This window comes from Arenibacter sp. ARW7G5Y1, from assembly GCF_003201775.1.
In the GTDB taxonomy this organism is placed as follows: domain Bacteria; phylum Bacteroidota; class Bacteroidia; order Flavobacteriales; family Flavobacteriaceae; genus Arenibacter.
Genome location: NZ_QJJZ01000001.1, coordinates 484,102 through 502,886 on the forward strand (window position 1 = coordinate 484,102; position 18,785 = coordinate 502,886).

Consider the following 18,785-nt stretch of genomic DNA (forward strand, 5'->3'; position numbering starts at 1 on the left):
ATACCTTTTATTTCAGAAATATGTCATCAATATTTACCAAAATTATCAACGGAGAGATTCCGTCCTATAAAATTGCCGAGGACGACAATTATTATGCCTTTTTGGATATTAATCCCAATGCGCCGGGGCACACTTTATGCGTCCCCAAAAAAGAGGTGGACAAACTTTTGGACCTGGATGAGCAAACCTATTTGGGGCTCATGGCCTTTTCCCGGAAAATAGGCTTGGCCATTGAAGCCAGTGTTCCTTGTAACAGGGTTGGTTTAACCGTAATTGGCTTGGAAGTTCCCCATGTACACGTACATTTAATTCCTTTAAATGGAATGCGCGATGCTACTTTTCAGCACAAGGCCTCGCTGACCCCCAAGGATTTTACGGAGATAGCGGAAAAAATCAAGTCCAATATTAAATAATCCCTTCCAGGGCAATATAAATACCGGCAGCAACGACCACTATAAGTAGCAGGGTTAGCACATAAAACAAGGTGGTGAAGCGTATGGAGGCACGGTCTGGTGCAATCATTTTTTGGTAGTAATCATATACCCGTTCTATGTCCTCTGTCCAGGCAACCGGATAGATCATGGAATTGCATTTTTTGCATTTTATTTCGTGGGTGATGTCCTTGGTGGTCCGGTCATATAGTCGGCCATAGGTATGCTTTTGATAAAAGGTCAATTTTAACTCTTGGTTAAAACATTCGGGACAATTGTTCGTTAAATCCGCTTCCTTAATTACAACTAATTTCTCCTTTGCCATCACCTTAATTTTTAACTTTAAATGTAATTTGCATTATAGTGCCCTCCTTAGTGGAGGTCAGTACTTTAATTTTCCCTTTATGGTATTCTTCCACAATTCTTTTTACCAAGGAGAGCCCTAGGCCCCACCCCCTTTTTTTTGAGGTCACCCCTGGATTAAATATAGTCTGAAAATTCTTTTTTGGTATACCACTGCCCGTATCTGAAATTAAGACCTTGACCCAGTTGCCGTTAGGAACTATCTCAATGGCAATATTACCCTTTCCCCTCATGGCATCAATACCATTTTTTACCAAGTTTTCAATGGTCCAATTGTATAAAGCCTTGTTCAAGAGCACTGGTACACGGTCCACTTGTGAATTGAACGAAAACCGGATGAGTTTGGAACTTCTTAATTTTAAATAATCAAATGCATTTTTAGTTTCTTCAACAATATCGTGCTCATTCAGTATGGGTAGGGATCCAATTTTTGAAAAACGTTCCGTTATGGTTTCCAATCGGCTAATATCCTTTTCAATTTCCTTGGTAATTTCCGGGTTAATATTTTCGGATCTCAATAATTCGTTCCATCCCAAGAGTGAGGAAAGGGGGGTACCAATCTGGTGTGCTGTTTCTTTGGCCATACCGGCCCAAAGTTTATTTTGTTCGGAAGTTTTATTGGTCCTGAACAAAAAATAGATTACTGTGCCAAAAAGGAAGATGATCAATAAAAGGGCAATTGGGTAATATTTTAACTTGGTAAGCACTTCGGAATTGCCGTAATATAAGGTGGCCAAGTTTTCTCCCTTGTACTCGATGGAGATAGGTTTGTTTTCCGCTTTGAATCTATTTATTTTTCCGTGGATGAAAGTAGTATCGGTTTTCTGGACCCCGGGCATATTGTTCACTTTTATGGTACTGTCCTTGTTTACCAGTATCATGGGGGTGGAGGTATTGTTCTGAAATATTTTGATGTGAAGATTCCCTGGATCGGCGTCAACGGGAAGGGACAGAAATTCAGATTGTGCCGTAGCCCAAATTTCCATTTTATGACGTTCCTCTTCCTTAAACTTCTTAAAAAAACTGTTGGTGTTCCACAGTATTAAGCTCACAATAGCAAAGGAGGCTATTAATAGCAGAAGGTTCGAAGTTTTCTTTTTAGGACTAAAATCCATCCATCTATAAAATTATACTTAAATATAACGTAATTTGGACAAAGATATTCTATTTTGATATCTCCCTCTTTATTTCATTTTGCCTACATTTTATGTACCTTTGCATGCTATGAAAAAAATGGTTTCCATCACGGTTTCAGAAGTATCCACAGTTAGATTGCATGGGTATTTATTGGGTAGTGTTGGGCCAAGGCCTATTGCTTTTGCCAGTACCGTTGATGGTAAAGGGAGACCTAATTTATCCCCCTTTAGTTTTTTTAATGTCTTTGGTTCCAATCCGCCTATTTTGATTTTTTCTCCCTCCCGAAGGGTCAGGGACAATAGCACTAAACATACCTTGGAGAATGTGTTGAACAATATGGAGGTGGTCATAAATGTAGTGAACTATGACATGGTGCAACAAATGTCTCTGGCAAGTACGGAGTACAAGGAGGGCGAGAACGAATTTATCAAGTCCGGTCTAAGCATGTTGCCTTCAGATTTGGTAAAACCTTTTAGGGTGGCTGAATCACCAGTGCAGTTTGAGTGCAAGGTAATTAAAGTGGAACCTCTGGGAAACGAGGGCGGTGCAGGTAATCTAATTTTTTCGGAAGTGCTAAAAATACATATAGATGCCGATATCTTGGATGAAAATGGGGTCATTGATCAATATAAGATAGATCAAGTAGCCCGGATGGGGGGCAATTGGTACAGCAGGGCCAATATGGGGTTGTTTGAAGTGCCCAAACCAGTTTCCAACTTGGGAATTGGCGTTGACCAAATCCCTGAACATATTCGGTTGAGCAATGTACTTACTGGCAATGATTTGGGAATGTTGGGCAATATAGAAAAATTACCATCCCGGGAGGAGGTGGGACAGTACGTTGATAATAACGTGAATTTAAGGTCTATTCTGAGTTCGGGTAATATAAGGTTGCTCCATACAAAGGCCCAAGAGCTGTTAAAGGCTAAGGATGTGCTTTCTGCATGGAAGGTTTTATTGGCGGAGATACCCTCATAGTAGAATTAATATTGGATTTTTATCATTTATTTGTTTTATTGAAGTAATTGTGGGAAGCAAAGTAGATTGAGGACAAGTAATATTTTAAGAGCATAACCGCTAATAACGAAGATGTGATATTTTGTTTTAGGTGTTCCTGATCAAAATGCTTAATATTGACAAGAAAAGAATTGAAAGTAGAATTATATAAATAGCAAAATGGAAGTACAAGGGAAAATTAAAATGGTAGGTGAGACCCAAACCTTTGGGAGCAACGGATTTAGAAAGAGGGAAGTAGTGGTGACTACGGAGGAGCAGTATCCACAACATATAATGGTGGAGTTTGTACAGGATAAATGCGACCTTTTAAATAATTATGCAGCTGGCCAAGCGGTAAAAATAAGTATTAATCTGAGAGGTCGGGAATGGGTGAACCCACAGGGGGAGACCAAATATTTCAATTCCATACAAGGTTGGAGAATAGAAAGTTTACAGGATGAAGCAAATGCTCCTGGAATGCCTCCTGTGCCGCCAATGGAAGCTTTTGAACCAGCGGATGATGTAAATAACGATGATCATGACGATTTGCCTTTCTAATTAGGGCCTAAAAATTATGTGCAGCAGAAATGCACCCTTTTTTTGGAGGGTGTATTTTCAATATAAGGAAAACCTATTCAGTTTGTAACCGAATGGGTTTTCTTAATTTTAGGGCTATAAATCAATTTCAAAATGTTTTTCCTTAATCATCGCTTACTGTTTCCCGATGTAGAAAATGCCGATGATGACGGATTGTTGGCAGTGGGGGGCGATTTGTCCCCGGAGCGATTGCTCTTGGCATATCGGAATGGGATATTTCCATGGTTCAATGAAGATTCCATGATTCTTTGGTGGAGTCCAGATCCTCGGATGGTACTTTTTCCAAACGAAATTAGGATTTCTAAAAGTATGCGGCAGGTTATAAAATCCAATAGATTTACAATTTCATGGAATACCCAATTTGAAAAGGTTATTGATTCCTGCTCTGCTATAAAACGCAAAGGTCAGGAAGGAACTTGGATAACCCCGGAAATGAAAAGCGCATACTTGCGCTTATATCAAATGGGAATTGCAAAGTCTATGGAAGTATGGGAAAACGATCTTTTGGTAGGAGGGCTTTATGGAATAGACCTTGGAAACGTATTTTGTGGGGAAAGTATGTTCAGCAAAACCAGTAACGCTTCCAAATACGCTTTTATATGTCTGGCCAAAGAGTTGCAGCAAAAGGAGTATAGGTTAATCGACTGTCAGGTGTACACTACCCATTTGGAAAGTCTTGGCGCAAAAGAAATCCCTAGAAAGCAATTCATCAAAATTTTAAAAGGTTAGTCTGTAAATTACTTTTTACGCTTTCAATATAAAACGCGGTCATAGTTGGCAGGTAAGGCAACTGCAATATTTGTTAAATTTCCCTCGGCATCGAAAATTGCTATAAAGTCTTCTTTTTTATCCACTTTTTTTCCACGAAACATAAGTCTATAAGTGTTGCTGGGCAATATCAAGTTTTGAAAAGTATTTTTCAGTATATTTTTTGAGGTTCCCGGGTAACGTTGTTGGATATATTTAATTCTAATGTTTTTAAAATTCTCCCTTAAATATGAGTCTATATGGGCATATGTATCCGTTGGGATATCAACTTCCTTAACTGTGAACCCCGTATTTTGAATGGCTCCCTTTTCGTTGAAATCGATATGATAGTTCATTTTTTTTATCCTAAATTTTAGGATATAGGTAATCTTGGAAGAATCAACTTCTCGATAGTACCTTATGTATCTGGCACTCTCCATGGGTAGGTTGTCCTTGTTTATGGAAGGAAATTGTGATTTTTTTATGCGATGCTCCCGTTCCAATTTTGTTTGGGAAAAACATGTTGGGCCGAGCATCATTAACAACACCAAGGCAATATAGCTATACTTCATTATATCTAAAACAATTTATCTCATGGTCATTTACCATACCGGTGGCCTGCATATGGGCATAAATTACGGTACTCCCAACAAATTTGAAACCGCGTTTTTTTAAATCTTTACTTATGGCATCGGACAAAGGGGTATTGGCCGGGGCATTTTTATAGTCCCTATGACTGTTCTTAATGGGTTGGCCGTTGACAAATCCCCAGATATAATTACTAAAACTACCAAATTCCTTTTGAAGGGCTATATATGCCTGGGCGTTGGTAATAGTGGCCTTTATCTTCAGCTTGTTCCTGATTATCCCGGTATCCTGCAACAAGGAGTCAATTTTGGATTCCCCGTATTTAGCTATTTTTTTGTAATCAAAATGATCAAACGCCTGTCTGAAATTTTCCCTTTTTCTCAAAATGGTAATCCAGCTTAATCCTGCCTGGAAGGTTTCCAAGATCAAAAATTCAAATAACAGTTCATCATCCTTTATAGGGACTCCCCATTCTTCGTCGTGGTACTTTTCGTATAGGGCATCGCCCTTACACCAGCCACATCTATGTTTTTCCATTTTTAATATTCAAACTTTTTTTTAAAGATAAAGAAACCTTGATTTTAATAATGGGATTTACCTACTTTTTGTTTTTGGATTTTTTTACTGGGTTTCTTGGCAAAACCTCTTCCGGGAAGGGAAATAGGATGGTGGAATTCTTTTCTGCCGCTATATTGGAAAGGGTTTGGTATAACCTTAGCTTTATGGCGGAAGGCGATTGATCGATCAATTTACCTGCTTCCAATAATTTGCCCGCTGCCTGTTCCTCGGCAAGGGCCAGGATAATTCGCGCCCTACGGGACCTTTCGGCTTCTGCTTGGTTGGCCATCATACGCTTCATGTTTTCCGGTAGTTGAATGTCCTTGATTTTAACATCGATAATTTCAATGCCCCATTCCTTAGTCTCCAATTCAACAATGGCCTTGATGTTTTTTCCCATTTCCTCACGTTTGGAAAGGATAGTGTCCAGTTCAACCTTACCACAAACATCCCTTAAGGCGGCTTGGGCCAATTGGGTAATGGCAAAGCGGTATTCCTCCACTTCCAAAACAGCTTTTTCAGGATTTTTTATTTTAAAGAAAACAACTCCATCTATGCTACAGGGAACATTGTCCTCGGTCATTACTTCCTGGGAAACAATATTGATCGTGATTACCCGTATATCCACAACCTGTATGGTCTCCACTATGGGAATAATCCACCTGAAACCAGGTTGTAAGGTCTTTACATATTTGCCAAACCTAAATTTTAATGCTCTTTTGTATTCGAAGACTACCCGTATGCCGGCCAATAGGAATAGTACGGTAATAATACTGAGAATGAAAGGTGGTGCCATGATTATCGTGGATTAAAATTTGTAATTAACTCTTAAAAAAAGTATTCGGACGGAATGGAAAATTAGTTGCTTATTTCTCGGTCCATTGTCAACATCAGAAAAAGATTATAAAACTCCAATTCTGTAAGGGGCAGATTTACTGAAAGTTACGAAAATTACGGGGCAGGTGAAAATAATAGTTTCCTAAAATTGATTTGCAAATAAAGGTTGTACCTAGTTCTTCTTTTTTGGAACATTATTTATAGTGCTCAGGTATACTTGAAACTACGATATTGCCTTCTATCTTCTGGTAAGCCCCGTTGTTTTAGGTAATACGGGTAGTCTTGTACGGGTTACCGGGATTGCTTTTGGAAATGACAGCAGTTAAATGTTCACAAAACCTATCAAAAGGAACAAAATTCTTTAGTTTTTCGGATTTGTACAATACCTATTCTATAGGATTTTTGTATAAGTTTTAATTAATTATCAAAAAGGACATTAATTTTTTTGGATGATATAGTATATTTAGGAATTGTATACAATTAACCGCCAAACCATTACTATGCCTTTACTTATAGTTGTACTCGGATTAATACTCCTCTTTTTACTCATTGCCAAATTTAAACTGAATGCCTTTATAGCATTTATAATTGTATCTCTTGCCGTGGGAATGGCGGAAGGAATGGATTTGGACCAGGTGGTAAAATCCATTGAACATGGAATAGGCAATACCCTTGGTTTCTTGGTAATGATTTTGGGGTTGGGAGCCATGTTGGGCAAGCTGGTGGCAGATAGCGGGGCAGCCCAACAGATAACGACCAAATTGGTGGCCAAATTTGGGATTAAAAATATTCAATGGGCTTTGGTGCTTACCGGATTTATTGTGGGTATTCCATTGTTCTATGAGGTTGGCTTTGTGATATTGATCCCTTTGATTTTTACGATTACGGCCTCTACTGGATTGCCACTTTTGTATGTGGGCCTACCAATGATAGCTTCCTTGTCCGTAACACATGGCTATCTCCCGCCACACCCTGCCCCAACGGCCATAACCGCTATGTTCAATGCCGATTTGGGAAAAACACTTTTATACGGTATTATCATTGCTATCCCGGCCATTACGGTTGCCGGACCATGGTTTTCGCGTACCATTAAAAATGTCAAGGCCACTCCCTTAAAGGATTTTGTTAACCCCACAGTTTTAACTGAAGAGGAAATGCCAGGGATAAACATCAGTATTTTTACGGCCTTGCTCCCCATTATTTTAATAATGTTTTCCACCATAGCAGATCTATTATTTCCTAAGGATTATGGATTTATGCCTTTTGTAAACTTTTTGGGAAATCCTGTAATAGCAATGTTGATTTCCGTATTGGTGGCAATTTATACCTTGGGCTTGGCCAGGGGCAAACGGATGGCCGACATTATGGGGTCTATGTCCAGCTCTATTTCTGGAATTACCATGGTACTTCTAATAATCGCAGGAGCAGGAGCGCTAAAGGAGGTTTTAATAGACAGTGGTGTAAGTTTATATATAGCAGAAAGTTTAAAGGACTCCAGTGTATCGCCACTCTTGTTGGCCTGGTTTGTGGCCACCGTTATTAGGGTATGTGTGGGTTCGGCAACCGTTGCCGGATTAACCACTGCAGGTATAGTAATGCCACTGATAAGCACTACAGGGGTAAGTCCGGAATTAATGGTGCTCGCCATTGGGTCCGGGAGTTTAATGCTTTCCCATGTAAATGATGGGGGATTCTGGTTGTTCAAGGAATATTTTAACCTATCCATAAAGGACACCCTAAAAACATGGACGGTTATGGAAACCACTGTGGGAGTAATGGGGTTGATAGGCGTGATGATTTTAAGTTTGTTTGTTTAATCCAAAAATTATTTATGAGTAGTACAACCACAGAAAGAATTAAGGAATTGGGATTGGTTTTTCCTCCAGCCCCGAAACCGGCCGGAGTATATAGACCTATTTTGGTGGTAGATAAGTTTTTATATGTTTCGGGACAGGGCCCAATACAAAATGATGGTTCCTTAATGATCGGGGTAGCTGGTTTTGATATGAATGCCGATGAGGCAAAACTGGCTGCGAGGCAGGTAGGCCTTACTATGCTCTCAACGATTATGACACATTTTGGCAGTTTGGACAAAATAAAACGGGTAGTAAAGGTATTGGGAATGGTAAATTCAACCCCGGATTTTGCAAAACAACCCTTTGTAATAAATGGCTTTAGTGAATTGATGGCCGATGTTTTCGGGAAGGAAAATGGCATTGGCGTGCGCAGTGCTGTCGGGATGATGCTACCCGATAATATACCCGTAGAGGTTGAGGCTATGTTTGAGCTTCATTGATGTTAAATACAATGCTGGTATGAACAAGGAATGGTATAGAATTACGGACCCGGCGGATATAGTTACCCCTGCCCTTTTGGTTTATCCGGATCGGATAGAAAAAAATATAAAGACCATGATAGCCATGGCCGGTGGTACCCGCAACCTAAGACCACATATAAAAACACATAAAACGGCAGAGATCGTTCAGCTACAGTTAAAGCATGGCATTAAAAAATTTAAATGTGCTACTATTGCCGAGGCCGAACTCTTGGGACATTGTGGTGCAGCGGACGTACTACTTGCTTTACAACCGGTAGGTCCCAATATAAACCGATTTTTTAGCCTAATGTCGGAATTTCCCAACAGTACTTTTTCTGCAATTGTCGATAATGCCCAAATGGTTGAAAAAATTGCTGAAACCGCCAGGGCCAAAGGTATCCGGGTTTCACTTTGGTTGGATATAAACAATGGAATGAACAGATCGGGTATTCCGCCCAATGCGGATGCTGTGGAATTGTATAAAAAAATTTATGACGAACCAAACTTGCAGGCCTTGGGATTACATGTATACGATGGGCATATCCTCAATAAAGACCTGCTTGAAAGGGAGAAGAAATGCAATGAAGACTTCGAAGTGGTTTTTGATTTGAAAAGTTCTTTGGAGGCACAAGGTTACTCCATTCCTACCATTGTGGCCGGTGGTACGCCAACCTTTCCCATTCATTTAAAACGAGAAGGGGTGGAAACTAGCCCGGGAACTACACTTTTATGGGATGCTGGGTATAATGCCTCCTATAAGGACATGAAGTTTCTTCCGGCCGCTGTTTTAATCACGAGGGTTATCAGCAAGCCAAACATTAAATTAGTCTGTTTCGATTTGGGACATAAACACCTGGCTTCAGAGATGAATTTTCCAAGGGTGCTGTTATTGGAAGGGGAAGGTTGTACCCAGATAGGGCAGAGCGAAGAGCATTTGATCGTACAGTGCCCCAATGATGAAATTTTTAAAGTAGGGGGTGTCACCTATGCTATACCGGTACATATTTGTCCAACCGTAGCTAAATATAAGGAAGTGCTGACCGTTGTTGAAGGAAGCATAACCGGTGCCTGGCAGATCGCCGCAAGAAATCTTAGAATTAATATATAAACCGCTCCTATAAAAGGCCCAATAATTATAGGTTGGGCCTACAGTTGGGATAAATTTTAAAATATGTTCGTATTTGATGCCCATTTGGATCTGGCTATGAACGCCCTTGAATGGAACAGGGATCTAACAAATAGTGTAGCCGATATTAGGGAGAGTGAAAAGGGCATGACCGATAAACCGGACAGAGCGAAAAATACAGTGTCTTTAGATGCTATGCGCAATGGAAATATTGGATTGTGCGTGGCCACCCAAATAGCAAGATATGTAAAGAAGGAAAACTCCATGCCCGGATGGAACTCTCCCCATCAGGCCTGGGCACAGACCCAGGGACAGTTGGCTTGGTACAGGGCTATGGAGGAAGTAGGGGAAATGGTCCAAATTAGGAATTTGGCCGAGCTGGAGGCGCATTTGGATTTATGGAAGACGGACAAAGGCAAAAATCCCATTGGCTATATACTTAGTTTGGAAGGAGCCGATTCCATAATTACCTTGGACCATTTGGAACGTTCCTACGAACAGGGACTCAGGGCTATTGGCCCCGCACATTATGGACCGGGGACCTATGCCCATGGTACCGATTCGGTAGGGGGCATTGGACATAAAGGTAAGGCGCTATTAAAAGAAATAGAGCGATTGAACCTAATTTTGGATGCTACCCATTTATGCGATCTTAGTTTTTGGGAAACAATGAAGGTTTACAATGGTCCGGTATGGGCAAGCCACAACAATTGCAGAAAATTTGTAGACCATAACAGACAATTTTCAGATGAACAATTAATGGAACTTATTGGTAGGGAAGGCGTTATTGGAATGGCCCTGGATGCCTGGATGATGGTCCCCAATTGGGTGAGGGGTATTTCCACCCCAAAAGAAATGGGTGTTACTTTGGATCAAATGGTCAACAACATAGACCATATTTGTCAGTTGGCCGGTAATTCCCTGCACGTTGGTATTGGGACAGATCTGGATGGAGGCTTTGGAAAAGAGCAATGTCCTACCGACCTAAATACCATCGCAGACCTTCAGAAGATCCCTGGACTACTATTGGGAAAGGGGTATTCGGAAATGGATATTGAAAATATAATGAGCAATAATTTTATTCGGTTTTTAAGAAAGGTGTGGGGCTGATTAACTGGTGGTTTTGTTAAGTTTAATAGCTCTTTTTTCGAACCACATTGGCCTGATATTCACCTGGGGACACATTTTTTTTTCTCTTAAATACGCGGTTAAAATATGATCTACTTTCAAAGCCGCACTCCAAGAATACTTCTTTTATAGTGCGTTTTGGATCCTGTAAAAGGCTAACCGCCAGTTTAATTCGTTCATTATTAATAAATTCTACAGGGGAAATGCCAAGTTCATTTTTAAAGACCCTGTAAAAATGCGACTCGCTCATATGGGCCTTTTTGCTCAATGTTTCAATACTTAGGGGCTGGTATATGTTTTCCCTTATAAAGGAGACTATATATCCTAACCTACTATTGTTGCTGATCTCCAGTGTTTGTTCCGTGTAAATTTTGCGCTCATTGCTCTGTAATATCCGCACGATCAATTCACTTAGCATATTGTCCACAAAAAGGTCTTTGGACGGATGGTTCTCTGTAAATAGAAAGAGCAACCGCTGTAAAATTTGATAGAGGCCTATATCATTGGTGAAATGAAAATTATAATCCATCAAAGCCCATTCCTTGCCATCCATTTTGGGCATGGTTTCATTCATTACCCTCAGCATCTGCATAATTTTATCTTCAGAAATGGCCATGGCGAGACAACGGGTAGGGTTCGTAGCCTTTGCTTCGGGAAAGTCAATGCACATTACTTCTTTGGAAGGGAGTATAAGCGACTCACCGGGTAAGAAGTTAAATGACTCATGGTCCCTGAGGTGCATAATTTTCTTGCCGCTTAACATACTTGCCAAGACGGGCTGGTCAAACTGGAGCAATACCTGTTCCGCCTGCTGATGGGTTTCAAAAACGTGCATGGCAGCATTGTTCAAGGTATAAGTGGTTTGATTCTCGACCAAAGTTTCCAATCTCCTATTATTAAAGTACGCGTTGGACAGCTGCATTCCTGACTTGTTTAAATTGTCATTAATTGTGATTCAATGAGGCTATTTTAATAAAAATACAAAATTAATCCCACCAAATTGGGATATAGTCAATTATTGATAGGATAGTTCATGATATTGATAGAATGGTTCAGGATTTTAACAAAAGCGCTTCATACATTTGAAAACAAGCCACTTAGCTCAAAATATGGCACTGCCAACAACGATTGGCGAAATAATAATCATTGTTAATTAAAAATATTATCATGGGAAATGTAAAGACCACAACACAGAATAGGGTTGAAAGACCAGTATTTAAAAGTCAGTATGAAAACTTCATTGGGGGTAAATGGGTGTCGCCCACCAAAGGGGAGTATTTTGATAATATTTCACCTGTGGATGGCAATAGTTTTACGAAAATAGCACGATCCACTGCAGAGGATATTGAACTGGCATTGGATGCAGCATGGGCTATAGCCCCGGAATGGAACAACTCCTCAGCGGCGTCCAGGAGCAATTTGTTATTGAAGATTGCGGATATTATGGAGCAAAATTTGGAAGTTTTGGCACGGGCCGAAACCTGGGATAATGGTAAGCCCATCAGGGAAACCATGGCAGCCGATCTACCTTTGGCCATAGATCATTTCAGATATTTTGCAGGGGTCATAAGAGCGGAGGAAGGTACTGCCAGTGAGCTGGATGCCAATACGGTTTCGCTAAACATTCCGGAGCCTTTAGGGGTAGTTGGGCAAATTATACCTTGGAACTTTCCACTACTTATGGCCGCTTGGAAGGTGGCACCTGCACTGGCAGCAGGAAACTGTGTAGTTTTGAAACCGGCAGAACAAACCCCAGTGGGTATTTTAGTGTTAATGGAGCTAATAGAAAATGTATTGCCGGCAGGTGTTCTTAATGTGGTAAACGGATTTGGAATTGAGGCGGGAAAACCCTTGGCTTCCAACCCTAGAATTAATAAGATTGCTTTTACAGGCGAGACAACGACTGGGCAACTTATTATGCAGTATGCCTCCAAAAACATAATCCCTGTTACTTTGGAATTGGGGGGTAAATCGCCCAATGTGTTTTTTGAAAGTATTATGGAGGCAGATGATGAATTCTTCGATAAATGTTTGGAGGGAGCCGCAATGTTTGCCTTCAATCAAGGTGAAGTGTGTACCTCACCATCACGTATATTGGTACAGGAAAGTATTTATGATAAATTTATTGAGCGGGTTGTGGCACGGACCAACAAAATAAGGTTGGGACATCCGCTAGATCCTGAAACCATGATGGGGGCCCAAGCTTCCAATGATCAATATGAAAAAATTCTGAATTATATCAAAATTGGAAAAGAGGAGGGTTGTGAAGTACTTACAGGGGGTAATGCGGCCTATAATGAAGGTTTGGAAGGGGGTTACTACATTCAACCTACCATTTTAAAGGGAAACAATAAAATGAGGGTCTTTCAGGAAGAGATCTTTGGTCCTGTGGTGTGCCTAACAACCTTTAAGGATGAGGCCGAGGCCATTGAGATAGCCAATGACACCTTATATGGACTGGGAGCTGGCGTATGGACAAGGGACACCCACCAAGCTTATAAGGTAGCAAGAGCCATCAAAGCCGGAAGGGTATGGGTAAATAGCTATCATACCTATCCAGCACATGCCCCTTTTGGTGGTTATAAGAAATCGGGAATTGGTCGGGAAACCCATAAAATGATGTTGAACCACTACAGGCAGACCAAAAACATGCTTATTTCATACGATAAAAAAGCACTTGGATTCTTTTAAGAAATTAGTAGAAGGATATGGTAAATAGGGTATCGATTTCAGATAGGGCAAGGCAGGTATTGGAGCAACTAAAGTCCCAACATGGTGAGCTCATGTTCCATCAAAGTGGAGGTTGTTGCGATGGGTCATCGCCCATGTGTTTTTCAAAAGGGGAATTAATGCTAAATGAAACCGATGTTTGTTTGGGGGCTATTGCAAACTGTCCTTTTTATATGTCCAAGGATCAATTTGAATATTGGAAACATACCCAATTGACGATAGATGTCACCAAGGGCCGTGGCTCAAGTTTTTCCTTGGAAATACCGCTGGGATTGCGATTCGTTACGATGTCCCGTTTATTTACGGAGGACGAGCTTGCCCAATTGGAGTCAGTAGATACGGTTGCCAATTAGGGATAACTTCCAAAAAATGTAAATGCCGGTTTAAGGGTTACTTAAACCGGTTTTTTATTATACTATGAATTTAACAGCAATTTAGTGACACATGGCAAGGTATTTGATATTTTTGTAACTGATAAGTACCTTAAATCGTTATATGAGAATAGTATATATATATTGCATTCTATTTTTAATTTCGCAGTTGGGTATGTCCCAAACAGATCTTCCCACCACCAATCCACTTAAAATAGAAGGGGACAAAGGGGTTAGGGAAAATCCAAATCAGGGGACAGCTTTGAAAATGCCGTCCATTATTACCTTAAAGCCCACTACCAATCTCAGGGACTCCCTTACCGCTAGAAATATTAAGATGCTCCCGGATCGGGAACTGGTACAGGCTGGTTATGGTCTAAAAATAGATCCCAAAATTGGTGAAAAGGAAAAGGAAGGCTCTTCTACGTTTTTTGGGAATATGTATTTGGGGGATATTAAAAGCAATGGCAAGTTCGTAGGTATTGTTTGCCGGGACCATGAATATGTTGATGGTGATAGGGTAAGAATATTGCTCAACGATAAGGTGGTGGAACCCAATATTTTTTTAACCGGATCCTTTAAAGGAATTAATCTCGATTTACAGAAGGGTTTTAATAGAATAGATTTCGAGGCATTGAACCAAGGTACTTCAGGACCCAATACGGCGCAAGTTAATGTATATGATGATGAAGGTAAAATGATACATTCCAATATGTGGAATTTATCTACTGGGTCCAAAGCCACCATAATAATCATAAAGGAATAACCCATAGGATTATCAAACACTGGCCCATATGAAAGGATATTACTATTTGTTGATTATTAACCTCTTGCTTATTTTAATCCCGTATACCTTAAGGATGCTTAGGGATTATAAACGGAACAAGAACTGATTCCACCGTTTTAAATTGGTATTTTATTAGTGAAACTCAATTTTGTGAAGTCGGTAAGACGCACTTAAAATTGCAAATTGAACTAATCCCGCCTTTTTTGGCGGGATCTATGTTCCATACCTCGACCCTAGGGTCGATTCCCATTATTGGGTTCAGGGCCTGCCTTTGTCGGCAGACAGGCCTGCCTTTGTCGGCAGACAGGCTTGCCCAGAGGTTTAATACCTTTTATTGACCTTCCAACTTAATGGTCCGGTGACTTTACTGCATCTACCCTTTTAAACCCATTCCAGTTTTTTTGGGATGGAGGCCGCGGGATTATAACGAATTTGGGTTGTTCGAATTACTGAAAACCTCAGTGCCATTTTTTTTCTAAACAATGTAAAAACTGAATGATGTGGTTGACTTTATTGGCACCGCCAAAGGGTATAATACCCCGAGGCTTGCCTGGAAAATTAAAGATCGTTTCCTACGAATGCCTCGCGGGCTTGCCCCGAGGTAGTTTACTATTTTTATTTGCCATAATTTTCTTCAGTTGTTCCCAAGAAAGGGACATGCCTACCGATGGGCCCTCCATAGACCTGCTAATGGAACCTGGGTCCTCTGTTGCCGTCCCTGATGATATGCCTGGACCTCATTTAAATAAATGGGACATTTATAACTATTTGGCCTTGGGAGATAGCTATACCATTGGCGCAAGTGTAGAAAGTGCTGTAAGCTTCCCCATTCAGTTAAAGACTAGATTGGAGGAGGGACTTAAGGTTAAGGTCAATACAGAGATTATTGCCGTCACCGGATGGCGCACGGATAATTTACTGGATGCAGTTAAGAAGGGAGCCCAAATGCCTTCCTATGATTTGGTAACCCTTTTAATTGGGGTCAATAACCAATATCAAGGCAAGCCATTTAGGGTATATACCCAAGAGTTTCCTTTATTATTGGAAGCTGCAATGGCTTTGGCCTATGGCAATCCAAAAAATGTTGTAGTTGTCTCCGTTCCGGATTATGCCTATACCCCTTTTGGGGAAGGCAGAAATACTGACAAAATTTCCAAAGAAATTGATGAATACAATGCCTTTGCGGAAGCAACGGCCCTTCAAATGGGGGTGTCATTTATTAATATTACGGATATAACACGAAATGGATTGTCCAATCCCAATTTAGTAGCAGGGGATGGCCTGCATCCATCAGGCGAAACTTATAAGCGATTTGTGGATAAACTATACCCAGTTGTACTTCCTATCTTTGATTAATGATAATTCCCAACCATTGGGATTTGCAATCATATCCTGGGTTATTCGTTCTTTTGTGATGTTATCTGTGTACCATAATTATGTAATAACATGGAAAGTTTCATGGTTCGCCTACCAATAACTTTAATTACATTTATACCTTATAATTCCCAAAATCAAAATAAACTATATAATGCCCAATAAAAAAGTTAGTATTCTTACCGCCTTTAAAACAATAATTTGGCCACGTCGCAATTTGGTACTTATTGGTCTGCTGTTGATCGTAATAAGTAATGCTGCAAATTTTGTAGGTCCTATTTCCCTAAAATATTTTATGGACGATGTTATTCCAAACAAGGATATGGATATGCTCAAAATATTGGTAGGGTTGGTAATACTATCTATTTTGGTGCGGGCCGTAACTTCATTTTTGTTGACAAAAATATTGAGTGTGCAAGCACAATACCTTATCTCGGAGCTTAGGGCACAGGTGCAAAAAAAAGTGCTTTCACTCCCGATCCGTTTTTTTGATAATACCAAATCGGGGGCTTTGGTCTCTCGTATAATGTCCGACGTGGAAGGGGTTCGAAACCTTATTGGGACAGGATTGGTCCAATTGGTAGGGGGGAGTATTACGGCCATAGGTGCCTTGGTCTACATGTTATGGATTAGTCCGTCAATGACCTTCTTTACCTTTATTCCATTGGCCATTTTTGCCTTCATTGCTTTAAAGGCATTCAAGATTATAAGACCTATTTTTAGAAATCGGGGAAAAATAAATGCTGAGGTTACGGGTAGGCTTACCGAAACACTCGGAGGTATAAGGGTAATCAAAGGCTTTAATGCGGAGGAGCAGGAGACCAAGGTCTTCGAGAATGGAGTGGAACTGTTGTTCCAAAATGTAAAAAAGAGCCTTACGGCAACTGCTTTTATGACCAGTTCGGCAACTTTTTTAATCGGGATTGCTACCACAGGAATTATGGGGATCGGGGGTTATAAAATTATGTATGAAGGATTGAGTCTTGGAGAATTCCTGTCCTTCACCTTTGTTTTGGGTATCATGATCGCCCCCATTGTACAAATGAGCAATATAGGGAGTCAGCTTACCGAAGCGCTTGCAGGTCTAGACCGTACGGAAGAATTAATGAATATGATACCGGAAGCCAATGAAGGGGAAAGAACAATTGTTCTTGAAGAAATAAAGGGGGATATAGCCTTTAAGGAGGTTTCCTTCGCCTATGAGGAGGATAATGAAGTATTGCATAGCGTTAGTTTTGAGGTTAAGTCCGGTGATGTGGTTGCGCTGGTGGGTAGTTCCGGTTCCGGGAAATCCACTATAGCCGGTTTGGCGGCAACCTTTTTAAATCCCTTATCAGGAACCATTACAGTGGATAATCAAGATCTTTCCAAAGTTGATCTGAGAAGTTATCGCCAGAATTTGGGGGTTGTACTACAAGATGAATTTTTGTTTGAAGGTACCATTAGGGAAAATATAATGTTCCCAAGGCCCAATGCATCGGAGGAAGAAGTTATTATGGCCGTGAAAGCAGCCTATGTGGACGAATTTACAGATAGGTTTGATAAGGGATTGGACACGCTGATCGGGGAACGGGGAGTGAAACTTTCCGGCGGACAGCGGCAACGTATTGCAATAGCCAGGGCGGTCTTGGCCAATCCTAAAATTTTGATTTTGGACGAAGCTACTTCCAATCTGGATACGGAAAGTGAAGCCCTTATTCAAAAAAGTTTGGCCACCCTGACCGAGGGAAGGACAACCTTTGTCATCGCCCATAGATTGAGTACCATAAGGAAAGCCGATCAAATTCTCGTCATAGAAAATGGTCGTATTGCTGAAAAGGGAACCCACGATGAGCTTATTGCAAAAGAAGGTAGATATTACAACCTATTTACTTACCAAGCGAGGATTTAGTAAAAAATGGTCCAGGCGATGAGAAGGTGCTTGTTTTCTTTATTTTTAACCGGAGGTATTCTGGTTGGCAATGGTCAAGGACTGAAATCGGAAAAATATTCTTATATAGATGGGGCCTTGGTAAGGGGGGATAGTACACATCCGGCCTTATCCCTAGTATTTACAGGGGATCAATTTGGAGATGGTGCCAAGCACATACGAAGGATCCTTAAAAAGGAACAGGTATTGGCCTCTTTCTTTTTTACAGGAAACTTTTATAGTAATCCAAAATTTACCCGAACGATCAAAAAGTTATATAGTGATGGACATTATTTGGGCGCACATTCCAATAAACATCTTTTGTATTGTGATTGGACACAACGGGACAGCCTATTGGTTTCACAAGAGGAATTTAAACAGGATCTACTGGCTAATTATGGGAAGATGAAAGCATTTGGTATAGGGAAAGAGAATGCCCGCTATTTTCTTCCACCTTATGAGTGGTACAACGATAGCATTGCCAAATGGACAGGGAATATGGGGCTTATATTGGTAAATATGACCCATGGAACCCTGTCACATGCAGATTATACTACCCCTGAAATGAAAAATTATAGATCCAGTACAGAAATTATCCAAAATATAGTACAATATGAAGAACAAAACAGTACTGGTCTAAATGGATTTTTGCTCTTGATGCATATCGGTACGGATACCTCCCGTACGGACAAGCTTTATCATTATTTGGAACCCTTGATCAAACATTTGAAAAAAAGGGGCTATCAATTGCAGCGGATTGAGCGTTTACTTGATGGTAATTAAGAATCT

General features: G+C 40.5%; 20 protein-coding genes. 14 read left to right on the forward strand and 6 right to left on the reverse strand.

Features of this window, described 5'->3' with window-relative positions; genetic code table 11:
* The first annotated feature begins 20 nt into the window (after nucleotides 1-20).
* Nucleotides 21-413, forward strand: a complete 393-nt coding sequence (locus tag C7972_RS01980; RefSeq protein ID WP_110354796.1) for an HIT family protein — start codon at nucleotides 21-23, stop codon at nucleotides 411-413.
* Here the strand turns inward: C7972_RS01980 and C7972_RS01985 are convergent.
* Both C7972_RS01985 and C7972_RS01990 read right to left on the reverse strand, forming a co-directional pair.
* Complete coding sequence (locus C7972_RS01985; protein WP_110354517.1) at nucleotides 406-756, reverse strand: hypothetical protein; 351 nt, start codon at nucleotides 754-756, stop codon at nucleotides 406-408. The two genes, C7972_RS01980 and C7972_RS01985, sit on opposite strands and share 8 nt — an antisense overlap.
* Nucleotides 757-760: 4 nt before the next feature.
* Nucleotides 761-1,909, reverse strand: coding sequence for a HAMP domain-containing sensor histidine kinase (locus C7972_RS01990; RefSeq protein WP_110354518.1), 1,149 nt, complete (start codon nucleotides 1,907-1,909; stop codon nucleotides 761-763).
* A 109-nt stretch (nucleotides 1,910-2,018) separates the two neighbouring features.
* Here C7972_RS01990 and C7972_RS01995 point away from each other — a divergent pair, with 109 nt between their 5' ends.
* From C7972_RS01995 to aat, 3 genes are all read left to right on the forward strand, one after another.
* Nucleotides 2,019-2,909, forward strand: a complete 891-nt coding sequence (locus tag C7972_RS01995) for a flavin reductase family protein (RefSeq protein ID WP_375334777.1) — start codon at nucleotides 2,019-2,021, stop codon at nucleotides 2,907-2,909.
* Nucleotides 2,910-3,107: 198 nt separating this feature from the next.
* Complete coding sequence (locus tag C7972_RS02000) at nucleotides 3,108-3,485, forward strand: DUF3127 domain-containing protein (RefSeq protein ID WP_110354519.1); 378 nt, start codon at nucleotides 3,108-3,110, stop codon at nucleotides 3,483-3,485.
* Nucleotides 3,486-3,617: 132 nt separating this feature from the next.
* Complete coding sequence (gene aat / locus C7972_RS02005; RefSeq protein ID WP_110354520.1) at nucleotides 3,618-4,253, forward strand: leucyl/phenylalanyl-tRNA--protein transferase; 636 nt, start codon at nucleotides 3,618-3,620, stop codon at nucleotides 4,251-4,253.
* A 23-nt stretch (nucleotides 4,254-4,276) separates the two neighbouring features.
* Here the strand turns inward: aat and C7972_RS02010 are convergent, their stop codons facing one another.
* The 3 genes from C7972_RS02010 to C7972_RS02020 all read right to left on the reverse strand — a co-directional run bounded on the left by C7972_RS02010 (nucleotide 4,277) and on the right by C7972_RS02020 (nucleotide 6,213).
* Nucleotides 4,277-4,843 carry a hypothetical protein gene (locus C7972_RS02010; RefSeq protein ID WP_110354521.1) on the reverse strand — a complete coding sequence of 189 codons (567 nt, stop codon included), beginning with the start codon at nucleotides 4,841-4,843 and terminating at the stop codon, nucleotides 4,277-4,279.
* The gene (locus C7972_RS02015) at nucleotides 4,833-5,396 is read right to left on the reverse strand and encodes a DNA-3-methyladenine glycosylase I (RefSeq protein WP_110354522.1); all 564 of its coding nucleotides are present in this window, start codon (nucleotides 5,394-5,396) and stop codon (nucleotides 4,833-4,835) included. Before C7972_RS02015 ends, C7972_RS02010 begins: the two co-directional genes overlap by 11 nt.
* Nucleotides 5,397-5,457: 61 nt before the next feature.
* Nucleotides 5,458-6,213, reverse strand: a complete 756-nt coding sequence (locus C7972_RS02020; protein WP_110354523.1) for a slipin family protein — start codon at nucleotides 6,211-6,213, stop codon at nucleotides 5,458-5,460.
* Between the two features lie 541 nt (nucleotides 6,214-6,754).
* Here C7972_RS02020 and C7972_RS02025 point away from each other — a divergent pair.
* The 4 genes from C7972_RS02025 (at nucleotide 6,755) to C7972_RS02040 (ending at nucleotide 10,807) form a co-directional block, all read left to right on the forward strand.
* Nucleotides 6,755-8,071, forward strand: a complete 1,317-nt coding sequence (locus tag C7972_RS02025) for a gluconate:H+ symporter (protein WP_110354524.1) — start codon at nucleotides 6,755-6,757, stop codon at nucleotides 8,069-8,071.
* A 14-nt stretch (nucleotides 8,072-8,085) separates the two neighbouring features.
* Entirely contained in the window at nucleotides 8,086-8,550 is a 465-nt protein-coding gene (locus C7972_RS02030; protein ID WP_110354525.1) for a RidA family protein, read from the forward strand.
* Nucleotides 8,551-8,569: 19 nt separating this feature from the next.
* Nucleotides 8,570-9,679, forward strand: a complete 1,110-nt coding sequence (locus C7972_RS02035; RefSeq protein WP_110354526.1) for a D-TA family PLP-dependent enzyme — start codon at nucleotides 8,570-8,572, stop codon at nucleotides 9,677-9,679.
* A gap of 63 nt (nucleotides 9,680-9,742) precedes the next feature.
* The gene (locus tag C7972_RS02040; RefSeq protein ID WP_110354527.1) at nucleotides 9,743-10,807 is read left to right on the forward strand and encodes a dipeptidase; all 1,065 of its coding nucleotides are present in this window, start codon (nucleotides 9,743-9,745) and stop codon (nucleotides 10,805-10,807) included.
* Nucleotides 10,808-10,829: 22 nt separating this feature from the next.
* On the opposite strand, the gene C7972_RS02045 is transcribed toward C7972_RS02040, so the two are convergent.
* Nucleotides 10,830-11,747 carry an AraC family transcriptional regulator gene (locus C7972_RS02045; RefSeq protein WP_110354528.1) on the reverse strand — a complete coding sequence of 306 codons (918 nt, stop codon included), beginning with the start codon at nucleotides 11,745-11,747 and terminating at the stop codon, nucleotides 10,830-10,832.
* 245 nt (nucleotides 11,748-11,992) lie between these two features.
* Here C7972_RS02045 and C7972_RS02050 point away from each other — a divergent pair, with 245 nt between their 5' ends.
* The 6 genes from C7972_RS02050 to C7972_RS02075 all read left to right on the forward strand — a co-directional run bounded on the left by C7972_RS02050 (nucleotide 11,993) and on the right by C7972_RS02075 (nucleotide 18,779).
* On the forward strand, nucleotides 11,993-13,516 hold the full coding sequence (locus C7972_RS02050) for an aldehyde dehydrogenase family protein (RefSeq protein ID WP_110354529.1): 1,524 nt from the start codon (nucleotides 11,993-11,995) through the stop codon (nucleotides 13,514-13,516).
* Between the two features lie 17 nt (nucleotides 13,517-13,533).
* Complete coding sequence (locus tag C7972_RS02055) at nucleotides 13,534-13,908, forward strand: DUF779 domain-containing protein (RefSeq protein WP_110354530.1); 375 nt, start codon at nucleotides 13,534-13,536, stop codon at nucleotides 13,906-13,908.
* A 142-nt stretch (nucleotides 13,909-14,050) separates the two neighbouring features.
* A complete protein-coding gene (locus C7972_RS02060; RefSeq protein ID WP_110354531.1) occupies nucleotides 14,051-14,692 on the forward strand; it encodes a hypothetical protein in 642 nt (213 codons plus the stop codon).
* A gap of 516 nt (nucleotides 14,693-15,208) precedes the next feature.
* Nucleotides 15,209-16,069 (forward strand): SGNH/GDSL hydrolase family protein, encoded by an 861-nt coding sequence (locus C7972_RS02065; RefSeq protein ID WP_110354532.1) that lies wholly within the window; start codon nucleotides 15,209-15,211, stop codon nucleotides 16,067-16,069.
* Between the two features lie 172 nt (nucleotides 16,070-16,241).
* Complete coding sequence (locus tag C7972_RS02070; RefSeq protein WP_110354533.1) at nucleotides 16,242-17,978, forward strand: ABC transporter ATP-binding protein; 1,737 nt, start codon at nucleotides 16,242-16,244, stop codon at nucleotides 17,976-17,978.
* A gap of 18 nt (nucleotides 17,979-17,996) precedes the next feature.
* Nucleotides 17,997-18,779 (forward strand): polysaccharide deacetylase family protein, encoded by a 783-nt coding sequence (locus C7972_RS02075; protein ID WP_181422798.1) that lies wholly within the window; start codon nucleotides 17,997-17,999, stop codon nucleotides 18,777-18,779.
* Nucleotides 18,780-18,785 lie beyond the last annotated feature (6 nt).